Origin of the sequence: Sphingobacterium bovisgrunnientis (assembly GCF_009829085.1) — a bacterium.
GTDB lineage: Bacteria > Bacteroidota > Bacteroidia > Sphingobacteriales > Sphingobacteriaceae > Sphingobacterium > Sphingobacterium bovisgrunnientis.
In genome coordinates this window covers 58274-72631 of sequence record NZ_WUQY01000012.1, presented here as the reverse complement: position 1 = coordinate 72631, position 14358 = coordinate 58274, and the positions used below count along the sequence as shown (strand labels likewise).

15 protein-coding genes are annotated in these 14358 nt (G+C 34.3%); 7 read left to right on the top strand and 8 right to left on the bottom strand.

Annotation, left to right across the window (positions count from 1 at the left end; translation table 11 throughout):
* Nucleotides 1–8 precede the first annotated feature (8 nt).
* The gene (locus tag GOQ16_RS07900) at nt 9–512 is read right to left on the bottom strand and encodes a hypothetical protein (RefSeq protein WP_160068795.1); all 504 of its coding nucleotides are present in this window, start codon (nt 510–512) and stop codon (nt 9–11) included.
* An 89-nt stretch (nt 513–601) separates the two neighbouring features.
* Complete coding sequence (locus GOQ16_RS07895) at nt 602–1042, bottom strand: hypothetical protein (RefSeq protein WP_160068794.1); 441 nt, start codon at nt 1040–1042, stop codon at nt 602–604.
* A gap of 315 nt (nt 1043–1357) precedes the next feature.
* Between GOQ16_RS07895 and GOQ16_RS07890 the strand changes: the two genes are divergently transcribed.
* Entirely contained in the window at nt 1358–1537 is a 180-nt protein-coding gene (locus tag GOQ16_RS07890; protein WP_160068793.1) for a hypothetical protein, read from the top strand.
* A gap of 74 nt (nt 1538–1611) precedes the next feature.
* Here GOQ16_RS07890 and sucC read toward each other — a convergent pair whose 3' ends face one another.
* Entirely contained in the window at nt 1612–2808 is a 1197-nt protein-coding gene (sucC, locus tag GOQ16_RS07885) for an ADP-forming succinate--CoA ligase subunit beta (RefSeq protein ID WP_160068792.1), read from the bottom strand.
* A 138-nt stretch (nt 2809–2946) separates the two neighbouring features.
* Here sucC and GOQ16_RS07880 point away from each other — a divergent pair, with 138 nt between their 5' ends.
* From GOQ16_RS07880 to GOQ16_RS07860, 5 genes are read left to right on the top strand one after another with little or no spacing between them, the layout of a single operon-like run.
* Nucleotides 2947–3597, top strand: coding sequence for an ABC transporter ATP-binding protein (locus tag GOQ16_RS07880; RefSeq protein WP_192922515.1), 651 nt, complete (start codon nt 2947–2949; stop codon nt 3595–3597).
* 15 nt (nt 3598–3612) lie between these two features.
* Nucleotides 3613–4083 carry a hypothetical protein gene (locus GOQ16_RS07875; RefSeq protein WP_160068790.1) on the top strand — a complete coding sequence of 157 codons (471 nt, stop codon included), beginning with the start codon at nt 3613–3615 and terminating at the stop codon, nt 4081–4083.
* An 11-nt stretch (nt 4084–4094) separates the two neighbouring features.
* The gene (locus GOQ16_RS07870; RefSeq protein WP_160068789.1) at nt 4095–4640 is read left to right on the top strand and encodes an HAD family hydrolase; all 546 of its coding nucleotides are present in this window, start codon (nt 4095–4097) and stop codon (nt 4638–4640) included.
* An 11-nt stretch (nt 4641–4651) separates the two neighbouring features.
* Nucleotides 4652–6298, top strand: a complete 1647-nt coding sequence (locus GOQ16_RS07865; RefSeq protein ID WP_160068788.1) for a S41 family peptidase — start codon at nt 4652–4654, stop codon at nt 6296–6298.
* A 39-nt stretch (nt 6299–6337) separates the two neighbouring features.
* Entirely contained in the window at nt 6338–7354 is a 1017-nt protein-coding gene (locus GOQ16_RS07860; protein ID WP_160068787.1) for a LacI family DNA-binding transcriptional regulator, read from the top strand.
* Nucleotides 7355–7437: 83 nt separating this feature from the next.
* Here GOQ16_RS07860 and lpdA (GOQ16_RS07855) read toward each other — a convergent pair whose 3' ends face one another.
* Nucleotides 7438–8826 carry a dihydrolipoyl dehydrogenase gene (gene lpdA / locus GOQ16_RS07855; protein WP_160068786.1) on the bottom strand — a complete coding sequence of 463 codons (1389 nt, stop codon included), beginning with the start codon at nt 8824–8826 and terminating at the stop codon, nt 7438–7440.
* Nucleotides 8827–9092: 266 nt separating this feature from the next.
* Between lpdA (GOQ16_RS07855) and GOQ16_RS07850 the strand changes: the two genes are divergently transcribed.
* Nucleotides 9093–9395, top strand: coding sequence for a DUF3817 domain-containing protein (locus GOQ16_RS07850; protein WP_160068785.1), 303 nt, complete (start codon nt 9093–9095; stop codon nt 9393–9395).
* 747 nt (nt 9396–10142) lie between these two features.
* Here the strand turns inward: GOQ16_RS07850 and GOQ16_RS07845 are convergent.
* The 4 genes from GOQ16_RS07845 to GOQ16_RS07830 form a co-directional block, all read right to left on the bottom strand.
* Complete coding sequence (locus tag GOQ16_RS07845) at nt 10143–10547, bottom strand: acyl-CoA thioesterase (protein ID WP_160068784.1); 405 nt, start codon at nt 10545–10547, stop codon at nt 10143–10145.
* A 70-nt stretch (nt 10548–10617) separates the two neighbouring features.
* A complete protein-coding gene (gene lpdA, locus GOQ16_RS07840; protein WP_160068783.1) occupies nt 10618–12024 on the bottom strand; it encodes a dihydrolipoyl dehydrogenase in 1407 nt (468 codons plus the stop codon).
* Nucleotides 12025–12151: 127 nt separating this feature from the next.
* Nucleotides 12152–12682, bottom strand: coding sequence for a plastocyanin/azurin family copper-binding protein (locus GOQ16_RS07835; RefSeq protein WP_160068782.1), 531 nt, complete (start codon nt 12680–12682; stop codon nt 12152–12154).
* A 57-nt stretch (nt 12683–12739) separates the two neighbouring features.
* Nucleotides 12740–14353, bottom strand: coding sequence for a hybrid sensor histidine kinase/response regulator (locus GOQ16_RS07830; RefSeq protein ID WP_160068781.1), 1614 nt, complete (start codon nt 14351–14353; stop codon nt 12740–12742).
* Between the last annotated feature and the right edge of the window lie 5 nt (nt 14354–14358).

Here is a 14358-nt window from a genome sequence, read left to right as displayed (position 1 = left end):
TGATCTCATCAAAAAAACAGGTTTGAGAAAGCATAGAATTCATTGTTAACTCTAATCATAGGTGGGCTCATGTCAAAAAGTACATTCGTCTTTTTGCCAAATTGTGTATTTATTGTCCCGCCAGCAAGATTAAATTCAAAAATAAGTGGAGAACCAGTTCTTATTTGATTTATTGTTCTTGACGTTTTGTTGGCTTTGTTATAAGCGTCAGTTGGGAAGGTGATTTCATTGAGAGTTAAGGCAATTCCTGTTTCTGGAATAGTTCCTTCGAAAGTAGAATACAAATTTAAGTTAAATACGGTGTCTTTACTAGAACTATAAAAGTCATCAATATTAAAGTCAATATGAGTTAAAGAACTTGGGGTTTTCGAGATATAACTTCCTGATTTTAGATCAAATATTCCTCCAGTCAGAGTTAATCCTTCTAACTTTCCGCTAAAATCTAATATCTTATCATACATTGCTCTTCCACTTATCTTAACTTGAAAAACAGTGTGTTTAGCTTGAAACAAAATGATTGATTTGTTATCTGAGTAAGTGGTATTAGTCGTAGTAATAGTACCTTCATCCCAAAATAAGGATTGAATATTTAAACCATTTATTACTGATATTTGGACGTTATAGTCACTAGATGTTGGTGAATCTGAAAAGTTTGAGATTTCTTCAGTATTAAAAGTATATGTAATCCAATTGTATGTTGTATTTTTTTGGCATTTTCCCATCGTGGCATTGGCCCTCCCACTGTAGCATCGATTTTTGTAATATAATTATTGCCAGATTCATCAAATATTAGTATTCTATATTTCTTTCCATTCAGCATTTTAGTGGCAGCAGATTTCTTACTTTTTAAATTTTGAGTAGAGCTAATTGCACCTTTATTAAAAATCCTTAAATCCTGTTTATCTCCTACGATATCAGAATTTGTAAGCGATGCTATACAGTTTAGATCCTCTAAATTTAACCCATTCTTTCTCTCCAATATCTGTTGATACTCAGTAATTTGATCTTCATTTTTTCTAATGTTCCCCATTAGATCATTCATGTTATCAATTTCTTTAATGCCTGTTAAATTAAAGGTTAGACTTTCCTTTCCTATACTATATTATGGATTGAAATCATTCTTGTTTGAACAACTAATAATAATTAAGAAGGATGTGATAAAAAATAGATAAGGAAGAACTTTGTATATAATAGGCTTGTGTGAATTATAAATCACAGCTTACTTGACTATGCAGGAAGCCATGTTTTTTGCTTTCATAAGTGTTTTATTCGTTTTTCTTAGAAAATAATTTACAAATATGAAATAAATAATTATTTTTGCAAAATTATTGTAAAATAAAAATTAAAAATAAACCCTATGAAGAAAAGGTATTGCCCTCCATTGGTTGTGGAAGTCGAATTTTATCTAGAACAGAGTATCGCTGTTGGCTCTACAAATCTGACATTTGGGGGTAGGGATCCTGAAGACAATGTTCCGTTGATAAATGATGATTATGAAACTTCTGGATCTTATGGTTGGGAAACAGAGATATTCTAGAATATTAGTCAATCATGAAAAAAGCCTCAAATCTGAATGATTTGAGGCTTATATATTTTGAAAGAGAGTTATTGTTATTTCTCTTCTAATACTTTAGTTACTAATTCAGCAGCTTCTTTCAATAAAATTGCTGAGTAAACTTGAAGACCTGACTCGTCGATCAATTTTTTCGCCTCAGCAGCATTAGTACCTTGAAGACGTACGATAATTGGAACTGGGATGTTACCAATTTCATTGTAAGCATCAATTACACCTTGCGCTACACGATCACAACGCACGATACCACCGAAGATGTTGATCAAGATAGCTTTTACATTAGGGTCTTTCAAGATAATGTTAAATCCAGCTTTAACTGTCTCCGCATTCGCTGTACCACCTACGTCCAAGAAGTTTGCAGGTTCACCACCAGCAATCTTGATAATATCCATAGTTGCCATTGCAAGACCAGCACCATTCACCATACAACCTACGTTACCGTCAAGTTTTACATAGTTCAAGTTTGACTCACCAGCTTCTACTTCAGTTGGATCTTCTTCAGTCACATCGCGCATAGCAGCGATATCAGCGTGACGATACAATGCGTTTTCATCTAAATTAACTTTAGCATCTACCGCTAAGATTTTATCATCTGAAGTTTTTAATACAGGGTTGATTTCGAACATCGAAGCATCGATAGAATCGTAAGCTTTGTATAATGCAGCTACGAATTTCACCATGTCTTTGTGCGCAGCGCCAGATAAACCTAAGTTGAAGGCAATCTTACGCGCTTGGAAACCTTGTAAACCTACTTTAGGATCGATTTCTTCTTTGAAAATCAAATGAGGAGTTCTCTCTGCAACCTCTTCGATATCCATACCACCTTCTGTAGAATACATGATAATATTACGACCAGTACCACGGTCTAATAATACAGACATGTAAAACTCTTTTGTTTCACTTTCTCCAGGATAGTAAACATCTTGAGCAACTAATACTTTATTTACTTTCTTGCCTTCAGGACCTGTCTGTGGTGTCACTAATTGCATACCGATGATATCAGTAGCACGTTGTAATACCTCATCATGGTTTTTAGCTAACTTAACACCGCCACCTTTACCACGTCCACCAGCATGAATTTGCGCTTTTACTACAACCCAATCCGAGTTAAAGTCTTCCTTCAATTTTTGAGCAGCAACAACTGCTTGTTCTGGAGTGTCAGCAACAATTCCTTCTTGGATTCTTACGCCAAAACTTTTAAGTATTTCTTTTCCTTGATATTCGTGAATGTTCATTGATAAAAAATTTGATGTAAAAATATGACTTTTATTCTTAAGAGACAAGAATTTATTTGGATACTTTTGTTATTCACTTGTGCTTATTGCCTTGTCACAAACTTACAATCTGATTCTTTTTCTTAAATTCGTATCATGATTCTAAAAGCATCAAATATTTTTAAATCCTACGGCAATCTACCTATCCTAAAAGGGGTTGATATTACCGTAGAAAAAGGTGAAATTGTCAGCATCGTCGGAGCTTCTGGTGCCGGAAAAAGTACGCTGCTGCATATTATCGGCACATTAGATAAAGCCGATAAAGGCGAGCTATTTATAGATAATACAGCTATACACAAACTTTCCTCGAAAGAGTTAAGTTCTTTTAGAAATCAGCATATTGGATTTATATTTCAATTTCATCACTTGCTACCGGAATTTACAGCGTTGGAAAATGTATGTATTCCTGCATTTATTGGTGGCACAAAAAGTGATTTAGCGGAGAAGAGAGCAATGGAATTATTGGATCTTTTAGGCGTAGCTGAAAGAGCTGGTCACAAACCATCCCAGCTGTCGGGAGGAGAACAGCAACGCGTCTCAGTGGCACGTGCATTAATTAATAACCCAAAAATTATTTTGGCGGATGAGCCTTCGGGTAATCTGGATTCGGAGAATGCTGCGGCTCTACATAAGTTGTTTTTTGATTTGCGCGATTCTATGGGGCATACTTTCGTAATAGTCACTCACAATGAGGAGTTAGCGAATATTTCAGACCGAACGATTCACATGAAAGACGGTAATATATATTAGATAGGAGAGAAAGTGTTGAAAAGATTATTAATTACCAGTGCTACACACAGCCTGGGATTACGTGTATGTAAATTGTTAGTGGATAAATACGAGCTTATCCAAGCGACATCAGAAGATCTACCTGTCTTCATGCAGGAAAAATATGTAAAAATACCGAAAGGCGTGAACCCTACATTCGCACATGAGATGTTGAAATTAGCGTTGGATAATGGTTGTAATTATATATTGCCATTGCAACTAGCCGAAATTGAGTCGTTGTCCGAATCTTTGTTGTTATTCGAAGAATATGGTATTCAAGTTATTTGTCCTTCAAGAGCACAATTACAGGAAATAGACATTTTACCTAATCCAGCAAAGGAATTACCATTAAGTGTGTTATTGGATAAGACGGATTTGCTGTTGCATAGACAGGTAGATATTGAGGTAAACGGTTTAGGAGTAGTGTCTGATTCAGACATCGATTTCTTTTTAGCAGTAGCACGATAATGGAATATAAAATGTTAGATAACATTACTTTAGACAAAGCGGTTTACGCTTTCGAATTGGATGATGTTTTGTTTCCAAGGCAAGATTATTTGTTACAAGTCTATTACCTTTTTGGAAGTTTTTACGAATTCACGGAAGGAAGTGTAAAGGCTAATGATTTGGCTAACTTCATGAAAAAAGTTTATTTATATCATGGAGAAGAAAAGGTGTTTGATGCGGCGAAGGAAGTATTTGGTATCGATGACAAATACCGTGAAAATCTTGAACGTTTGATAGCTAATGCGCAAATACCGCTAAGATTAGAGTTATTTGATGAAGCAACAATCCTACTTCAGAAATTATTTGAAGCTCATAAAAACGTCGCCATTCTAACGAAAGGAAACCCAGCTGAACAGTTGAATAAACTTAAATTTTTGAATTGGGATATTTTAGGTGAATATAAAGACCTCATTAAGATTTATTTTGTAGACGAATTACGTCATCAGAAAATAGATGTAATTCCCTATCTTGCAGAGGAATTTGATGTAAGTCTTGATCAGATTTGCGTAATAAATTAGGAGAAATATTCATGAAAACTATTGCATACTATTTAGGAATTGCGTGTGTGTGCGGTATGCTATTCTTGTCTTGCGAAAGAGATGATGATGAGAAAAATAATCAGAATCACTATGAAATAGACAAAAGTAAAGTATATGTGGATGATGACTATGAAAATAGGCTTAAGGATTCAGTATGGTATTATTATAAGTATCTTTCGCTATGGGAATCGGGTCTAAGTCCGATTACATCCGATATTGGAAAGATGGATTCTACTAACTATTTGAAAGATAATTATACGAAATATTTTCAGTCTGCAAGTGATGTTTTAGGATACCTTATGTATCTTACAAAAGCGAATGTTATAGGGAAATCTGTAAAAAGTAATGCTGGGAGTGGTAATTCCTATATGTATTATAAAGATATTATTTATGATCATGTGAAAGGAGAAAGTAAAGCTTACGATTGGTATAGTTTTTTAGATAGAGGCGGATTTATTACTGGAGCCGTACAGGAAGGATACATTTCTGGTTTTGGAATGGATCTAATGTATCTCCAAAAGGCAAGTATAGAAAATGCAGATTTGTTTATACGTTTTATTGAAAAAAACTCAGCAGCTTATAACGCAGGTTTGCGTAGAGGGCAACAAATAATAAGTCTTAATGGTGATACAAAAATTGATTACAACAGCCAAAAAAGTTCTAATTTCAATACGTTAAATAATTATTTGAATTCATCAAACCTTGAGGTGAAATATAAAACACCTGATGGGGTTATCAAAACGGTTAATATAGCCTACAGAAATAACAGTTTTGTAGATGCTGTATATATTGATACTATTTTGAATGTTGGCAATACCAAGGTTGCATATGTTGGCTTGAGTTCTTTTTTAAGTACAGATGCTTGGGTGAATGATAAAGGTGTTGGCAAAAGTTTTCAAACAAGATTACGGGAAGTTTTTGAAAAATTTACTGCACAAAATGTATCTGAAATGATTGTCGATCTTAGGTATAATGGTGGGGGATCAGTCTTAACGGCAGAGTATTTGTCCGATGTAATGGCTCCAACATCAGCTTCAGGGCAATTAATGTATACATATAAAATAAATTCAATTTTAAAAGAGTTTGGTTGGGATAAACCAGGAGATGAATTTGCACCAGTTTATTTTTCAAAGAAAGGAAATCTCAATTTATCTCGTGTATATTTTATAGTTACTAATGAAACAGCATCGGCAAGTGAGTTATTGATTAATACATTATCTCCTTACATGCAGGTCTATATGGTTGGCAATTATAGTTCGGATGGTAAAACCAATATAGCTCAAAATACATACGGTAAGCCTGTTGGGTTTTTTCCTGTGGAAATAGTTAGTTCGAGTAATGAATTATATGTAACATCATTCCAGATGTTTAACAAGAATGGAGTAGGAGATTATTTTGCCGGCCTTAAACCGAATTCACATGTTTGGGAATATGACTCTTTTTTAGACTTTGGCAATCAAGAAGAGACTATGTTAGCGACGGCGTTAGGACATATTAAAACAGGAGTTTTTAAATCAACCCAGTCTCGTTCCGTTTCGGGAAAAACTAATTTTGAGAGAAAATTTTCGCAAGAACGTGTTTCTCCACGAAAAATTCAGGGTATGTATAAATTTCCTGCCAAAAAAGTTCATTTTTAATAAGTATATTTAGGTCATCATATACAAACTTTAATACGAATGAATAAGCCCAATAAGCCTATTACAATTAAGGAAATTGCTAGAAAATTAAGGATCTCACCTTCAACAGTTTCTCGCGCTCTTAATGATCATCCAAGTATAGGCTTGGTAACTACAATGCGTGTTAAGAAATTAGCAGAGGAATTAAACTACGAGCCGAATCAAACTGCAATTTTTTTTAAACAACGTAAAACATTTACTATAGGTGTAATTTTACCAAAACTATCTGAACCGTTTTTTGCTTCCGCAATTAGTGCGATAGAAGAGGTAGCCGAACAACAAAAATTTACCGTTCTATTAGGACAATCATTAGATAATCCGGAGCGTGAATTGAATATCATTAACAGCTTCCGAAACCATAGAGTAGATGGGGTTCTAATGTCTCTTGGCAAGAATACAACTAATCTAGACTTCATAGAGCGTCTACGTAAATATGAAATTCCTATTGTTTTTTTTGATTGCGTGCCAGAAGGTGTAGAAGATGTTCCTAAAGTTTATTGTGACCTTTCGACAGGCATTCAGGAAGCCGTACAAGCTTTTGCAGAGCGAGGTCATACACAAATAGCTTTAATCAATGGCCCAGAAACATTAAAAGCTGCAGGCGAGCGTACACTTTCATTTAAAAAAGCATTATTGGATAATGGATTAAATTTTGAAGAGAAATACGTAGTATATTCAGAGTTGACAGAAGAAAGTAATTACGCCGCAATGGAAAAGTTGAGAGGGTTAGCTGATAGACCATCTGCCATTCTTGCATTTAATGATTATGTGACTTTTGATATTATTAAATACGCAAAAGAGAAAGGTATTTATTTAGGCCACGATATTCAAATCATTAGTTTTGCCAATTATTCCTTATGGAAGTATATGGATAATCCACCTTTAGCAAGTATTGAGCAATACCCTGCTGAGCAAGGTGCTAAAGCTGCGAGTGTTTTATTTGAATTATTAGATAATAAAGATTTAGACTCGACGAATATTAATCATATTTTTGCTTCTAAATTGGTATATCAATAAAGTTCATATTTATTTTTATTTTCCTAAAATACAAAAGGATGCATATTTGAATATGCATCCTTTCGTATTATATAAACTGACTGCTATAAGTGAATTACTTCACCGTAAGCATCAGCAGCAGCTTCCATAATAGCTTCACTCATTGTAGGGTGAGGGTGAACCGCTTTGATCATTTCATGGCCAGTAGTCTCTAATTTACGCGCAACAACGATTTCAGCGATCATTTCTGTTACGTTAGCACCGATCATATGCGCGCCTAATAATTCGCCATATTTAGCATCGAAGATTACTTTCACGAAACCATCTTTTGCACCAGCAGCTGAAGCTTTACCCGATGCAGAGAATGGGAATTTACCCACTTTGATTTCGTAACCTGCTTCGCGTGCAGCTTTTTCTGTAAGACCTACAGAAGCAATTTCTGGAGAACAGTATGTACATCCTGGAATGTTACCGTAGTTGATTGGTTCTACATGCAAACCTTTGATTTTTTCAACACAAGTGATAGCTTCCGCAGAGGCAACGTGAGCCAAAGCTTGGCCTTTCACAATATCACCAATTGCGTAAACACCATCAATATTTGTTTTGTAGTAATCGTCTACGAGTACACGCCCTTTGTCAACTTTTACTCCTACTTCTTCTAAACCTAAGTTTTCGATATTTGGAGCGATACCTACTGCTGATAATACGATTTCAGCTTCAATTACTTCATTTCCTTTCGCAGTTTTAATATTAACTTTTGACAATGCACCAGAAGTATCCACAGAAGTTACCTCTGATTTAGTCAAAATATCAATACCTGCTTTTTTCAATGATTTTTCAAGTTGTTTCGATACCTCTTCGTCTTCAACAGGAACAATACGATCCATAAATTCAACGATAGTTACTTTAGTACCGATAGCATTGTAGAAATATGCAAACTCGACTCCAATTGCACCTGAACCAACTACTACCAATGATTTTGGTTGGTTAGGCAAGTTCATTGCTTGACGGTAACCAATTATTTTTTTACCATCTTGTGGTAGGTTTGGCAATTCTCTTGAACGTGCGCCAGTAGCTAAAATTGTATGTTTAGCTGTGTATTCTTTTACACTACCATCAGCAGCTTTTACTTCTACTTTACCACCTTTTTTTATCTTAGCAGTACCCATGATCACATCGATCTTGTTCTTTTTCATCAAGAACTGGATACCTTTACTCATGCCTTCTGCAACACCACGACTTCTTTTTACGATTGCACCAAAGTCAGCTTCACCGCCTTGTACTTTAATTCCGTATTCTTCTGCATGGTTTAAGTATTCAAATACTTGCGCACTTTTTAATAAAGCTTTTGTAGGAATACATCCCCAGTTTAAACAAATACCACCTAAAGCTTCACGCTCCACAACGGCAGTTTTAAACCCTAATTGAGATGCACGGATAGCAGCTACATAACCACCCGGTCCAGATCCAATCACAATAATGTCGTAGTTCATATAGTTTTTGAATTAGTTTTCTTTTTCAAATTTTGTAGCCAAAAATACATTTTTTTTTCGGCTTAGCGATATTATATTGATAGCTAAATGACTAAAACTAATAAATATTTTATGTTATTTACTTAGGTTAAGTGTCTTCGAAGTGAATTTAGAAATGTCCTATTATGTGTTTTATAGCCTAATTGTCAATGTTTAGTCAATAAAGGGATATGATTGATTATATGTCTAATAATTAGCTATTTTCGTGTTGCAAAAATATATATAGTATGTTACGAATTTTTCAACAAGTTGCTTTGTGGGAAGCAATATCTACAGTGATCTTATTTTTTGTTGCTATGCCCTTAAAATATCTTGCAGATATACCAGAGGCTGTCCGTGTAGCTGGATCTATCCACGGATTCCTAGTAGTCATTTTTGTCATCTTATTAATCATGTGTTGGCAGACATATAATTGGAAATTTTCTCGTGTAGTGAAGTATTTTGTACTTTCATTGATTCCCATCGTTTCTTTTTGGGTTGAAAAGGATGTCAAAAAGGATATATTAAATAAGACAAAAGCTAGCGTTTAAACTAGCTTTTGTCTTATAATAATATTTAAAAACCTGCTGGTTGCGTTAAATTTATTCTATTCATTTTATATCTTATCATGTTAATATTAGGAATAAAAAACGTTTGGTTAAGTGTTTCACGTTTAAGTTCTTTATTAATTCGTTCAAAAATTGATCTAGAAGTGAATACTGAAGATATGTCGCGAGTCGAATTTCAATAAGCTAGATTCTATTGTAATAGAACCACAAAGTCCAAATGATAGATTATTTGTGTTTTTGAACTGAAATCAAATATATTGCAACAACTCCTTAATTGGACGGAGTTTGGACACTTTCTTTCAACTAAGAAAGATTTCTTAATTTTTTGATTTTAATATTTTATAAAGTATTGTGCTATAGTTTGATAGCAAATTGATGCTATATATTTTACTAATTGATATATAGTTTTGCTTCTAAAGATTTAATTTCATTTAAAAAGATTAAGTTGTCATAAGAATCAAGTGATTCGAAAACGCTGTTAATAACATTAATAGAATGAAGTTGAATATCTGGTTTGGTATAAGTTGATTTATTTTGCATTTCACAAAAATTATTAACTATTATGAAATGATATTATCATTATTTTATTATTGCATGTAAAGTAAATTTTTGTCTACAAATTTAATTTGTTTATTCATTCAATCCGCACTGGATACCAAGATTAAGATATAAAAGACAATGTGTATCCATCGAAGTGAAGGTTTAAAACCAAGAAAATAATTATAAAAACTAATCTTTTTGAGGAAGATCATTTATGCTCATATAGGCATACGTAATTTCTTTTTTGCCGTGTGGTGTTGGTGTTCCATTTGCGTCTAAATTCACAAAAACTAATTTGTCGATTGAAAGTATAGTTTTTCTTGTAATTTTATTGCGAACCTGACAGGTTAGCGTAATTGAGGTTCTACCAAATTCTGTGGCTGTGATGCCCAGTTCAATTATATCCCCTTGTTTCGCAGAGCTTACAAAGTTAATTTCAGAGATGAATTTCGTTACTACATGAGGATTTCCCAGTTGGACAATAGCGTAGATTACTGCTTCTTCATCGATCCAACGCAATAGCGTACCACCGAAAAGAGATCCATTTGGATTTAAATCTTCTGGTTTTATCCATTTTCTAGTGTGAAAATTCATAGTAGATAGTATTAAGTAGGATTATTAAAAAATAAAGGGACAAAATATTTTGTCCCTTTATTACAATATTTTAAGCGTGAATAGCTCTATTTGCTGTAGCTGCTAGGGCAGCTTCTTTAAGTGCTTCGGTATAAGTAGGATGGGCGTGACAGATGCGTGCGATATCTTCTGCAGAGGCTCTGTACTCCATAGCTACAACTGCTTCAGCAATCATATCTGCTGCGCGAGGGCCAATCATGTGAACACCTAATACTTCATCCGTCTCCGCATCAGCCAATACTTTCACAAAACCATCTGTATCTCCAGATGCTTTAGCACGACCTGAAGCTTTGAATGAGAATGAACCTGATTTGTATTTCTTACCTGATTCTTTCAATTGTTCTTCAGTCAAACCAACTGAAGCAACTTCTGGCCAAGTATAAACGACGCCTGGAATTAAGTTGTAATCGATGTGTGGTTTTTGACCAGCAATACGTTCAGCCACATAAATACCTTCATCCTCCGCTTTGTGCGCAAGCATAGCGCCTTTTACGACGTCACCGATAGCATAAACACCTTCAACAGCAGTTTCTAAGTGATCATTAACTGTAATTTTGTTTCCTCTTTCTTCAGGAGTAATGCCGATATTCTCTAAACCTAAGTCTTTGGTATAAGCTACGCGTCCTACAGATACAATACAGTAATCTCCTTCAAAAGATACCGCTTGACCTTTAGCGTCTTCAGCTGTAACTGTTACTGTTTTACCTTTTGCAGAAGCTCCAGTTACTTTGTGACCCAAGAAGAATTCCATGCCCAATGATTTTTTCAATACGCGTTGTAATTCTTTACCCAAACCGCCGTCCATTGTGCTGATAATTGATTTTGCATATTCAATTACCGAAACTTTAGCACCAAGACGTGCGTAAACTGAGCCTAACTCAAGACCAATAACACCACCACCGATAACGATTAAGTGTTTAGGTACTTCTTTCAAGTTTAATGCTTCAGTAGAAGTGATAATACGTTTTTTATCAATTGGCAAGAATGGTAAAGCTGTAGGTTTTGAGCCTGTAGCGATGATTACATTTTTACCAGTGATTTCTTCTGTAGCACCATCTTTTTTCGTGATTTTGATAGTGTTTTTATTCACGAAAGAACCTGTACCTTCGTAAGAATCAATTTTGTTCTTTTTGAAAAGGTAAGTAATACCAGCTGTATTTTGAGCGATCACATCGTTTTTACGATCGATCATTTTTTTAACATCAATTTTTAAGTCTTTCACAGAGATACCGTGATCTGCAAAGGCATGAGCAGCATTGTGATAGTGCTCTGAAGTGTCTAATAAAGCTTTGGATGGAATACAGCCTACATTTAAACATGTACCACCAAAAGTGCTGTATTTTTCTATTACCGCTGTCTTTAACCCCAATTGAGCACAACGGATAGCGGCTACATAACCGCCTGGACCACTACCAATTACTATTACGTCGTATTGCATAATTGCTATTTTATATTTTTTGTTGCAAAGTTAAGCTTTCTCGTTCACTATTACCAAATTATGTTGGCATAAAAAAAGGCACTTTAAGTGCCTTTTTAGTGTTATAATGTTGCTCGAAATCAAATTATTATTCAGCCACGATTTTACCTTTCATCATACCAAAGTGACCTGGGAAGCTACAAATATATTCGTAAACACCTTTCTCAAGAGTAACGGTGATTTTATCCTCTTCAGCTGGGCCTAATAATTTTGTATGTGCAACGATTGATGATAATGATGATTTAGGGATATATTCATTATCAGAAGCTGCTGCCGCTTCACCACCGAATGTAGCGATATCTACACCTGGTTTAAGAATTACTAAGTTGTGTCCCATTGACTCCTTAGGTAATGAACCAACATTTTTTAATGTCAATTCTAAAGGTTCACCAGCTTTTACGCGGATCAACTCTGTATCGAATTTCATTTGATCATTTCCTTCTACAGTCCAAATATTTGATGAAGTTACGTTTTCAATGCCTTCTACATTTTCAGTAACGCTAGGCGTTGTTTCTTCTGTTGTCGAAGCAGTATCCGTATCATTTTTCTTATTGTCACCACCACATGAAGCGATAGTTAAAGCTACTGCAATTGCAGGTATTAAAAAGTATTTTTTCATAATCTAACTAAGTTGTATCTCCCAAATTTACAAATTATCTTCATTTACTAAAATTTCTTAACTATTTATTATCTGTAACTTACAAGCTTTGACAATTTTATTATAAAGTTCAATAGGATTAAATGGCTTACCAATTACATCATCTGCACCGACTTCGAAAGCTGCCTTTTGCTCATGTTCCATTACAGAAGCAGATATAGTAATAATCGGTATAGTACTACGTTTATGGTCTAAATTGTTTCGTATTTCTGTAATCGCCTCAAATCCACTCATTACGGGCATATGCGTATCCATAAGAACCAAATCAAAGTGTTCTGAGTCCAATGCTTCTAATGCAAATCTTCCATTTTTTACTATTTTAACTTCACATTCCCATGTGCGTAGCATGTGTGCTAGCATAAAACTATTTAAATCATTATCTTCCGCTACTAGTACCTTCAGTTGAGAGAGTTTTTGAAGTTCAGTATACTGTAAATTTTCCTTTTTCTTCTCCAACGCTTCTTCTTTTACTTCTTCCATTTTAACAATAAATGAGAAGGTAGAACCTTCACCATAATTACTTTCTGCATGTACTTCTCCTTTGAGTAAGTTAGCTAATCTTTTCACAATAGCAAGACCTAATCCTGTTCCACCAAATTTCTTCGTAATGCGGTCATCACCTTGCTCAAATTCTTGAAAAATTTTCTCTACAGACGTTGACTTTATGCCAATACCTGTATCTTTTATTGCAAATTTAATTTCATGAACACTATCCGAAGCGGAAAGTGACTCGATACAGAATTCAATAGATCCTTTTTCAGTGAATTTAAGAGAATTTGATATGAAATTTGAAAGAATTTGTTGGAGTCTCAAGGAGTCAAAACTTACAATTTTTGGAATCTTTTCGTCAATTTTAATGTCAATTTTTAATTTTTTATTTTCAGCTTTGATTTTGAAAATATTGGCAGTTTCTTCGATTAAATCTTTTAAATTGAAATTTTCAAATTCAATCTTTAGCATGCCTGAATCAATTTTGGAAATATCCAAAATGTCATTAATTATCATTAATAAAGAGTTTGAGGCGGTATCCAATCTTTTTACCCAATCAATTTGTTCTGGATTTAGGGAAGAACTTTTTAACATATGAATAATCCCCATGATGCCATTGATTGGTGTGCGAATCTCATGACTCATGTTTGCTAAAAAAATTTCCTTTGATTTTCGAGCGTGTTCGGCCTCTTTGTTAGCCTCGATAAGAGCAGATTTAGATTGTTCTAATTCTGCATTCTTTTGTATAATTTCTTCTTGAATTTGAACCTGTTTTATGAAAGCATTAACCTTAGCTATAGTAATTTCAGGATTCAATGGTTTGTGTAAATAATCAACAGCACCACTTTGAAGACCCTTTATTAAAAATTTGTCTTCCTTAGATATTGCTGTTACCATGATGGCGATAATATGACTCGTCTTTGGATTAGCTTTCAATAAGGATACGAACTCAAATCCATTAATTTCAGGCATTTGCACGTCAACTAATGCTATGGAAATATCATTTTTCCAGCACAACTTCAGTGCCTCATTAGGATCAGTTGTGCTTATCATATTGATATTCTCAATATCACCCAACAAAGCTCTCAAACTAATGATGTTTTCTTCCTTATCATCAAGTATCAGAAGATTAATGTTTTTCATGGTTC

Excerpts from the sequence above, each read along its gene's own strand:
- GOQ16_RS07895 (WP_160068794.1), bottom strand. The coding sequence starts at position 1,042 with ATGAATGATCTAATGGGGAACATTAGAAAAAATGAAGATCAAATTACT.
- GOQ16_RS07890 (WP_160068793.1), top strand. The coding sequence starts at position 1,358 with ATGAAGAAAAGGTATTGCCCTCCATTGGTTGTGGAAGTCGAATTTTAT.
- sucC (WP_160068792.1), bottom strand. The coding sequence starts at position 2,808 with ATGAACATTCACGAATATCAAGGAAAAGAAATACTTAAAAGTTTTGGC.
- GOQ16_RS07870 (WP_160068789.1), top strand. The coding sequence starts at position 4,095 with ATGTTAGATAACATTACTTTAGACAAAGCGGTTTACGCTTTCGAATTG.
- GOQ16_RS07865 (WP_160068788.1), top strand. The coding sequence starts at position 4,652 with ATGAAAACTATTGCATACTATTTAGGAATTGCGTGTGTGTGCGGTATG.
- GOQ16_RS07860 (WP_160068787.1), top strand. The coding sequence starts at position 6,338 with ATGAATAAGCCCAATAAGCCTATTACAATTAAGGAAATTGCTAGAAAA.
- lpdA (WP_160068786.1), bottom strand. The coding sequence starts at position 8,826 with ATGAACTACGACATTATTGTGATTGGATCTGGACCGGGTGGTTATGTA.
- GOQ16_RS07850 (WP_160068785.1), top strand. The coding sequence starts at position 9,093 with ATGTTACGAATTTTTCAACAAGTTGCTTTGTGGGAAGCAATATCTACA.
- GOQ16_RS07845 (WP_160068784.1), bottom strand. The coding sequence starts at position 10,547 with ATGAATTTTCACACTAGAAAATGGATAAAACCAGAAGATTTAAATCCA.
- lpdA (WP_160068783.1), bottom strand. The coding sequence starts at position 12,024 with ATGCAATACGACGTAATAGTAATTGGTAGTGGTCCAGGCGGTTATGTA.
- GOQ16_RS07835 (WP_160068782.1), bottom strand. The coding sequence starts at position 12,682 with ATGAAAAAATACTTTTTAATACCTGCAATTGCAGTAGCTTTAACTATC.
- GOQ16_RS07830 (WP_160068781.1), bottom strand. The coding sequence starts at position 14,353 with ATGAAAAACATTAATCTTCTGATACTTGATGATAAGGAAGAAAACATC.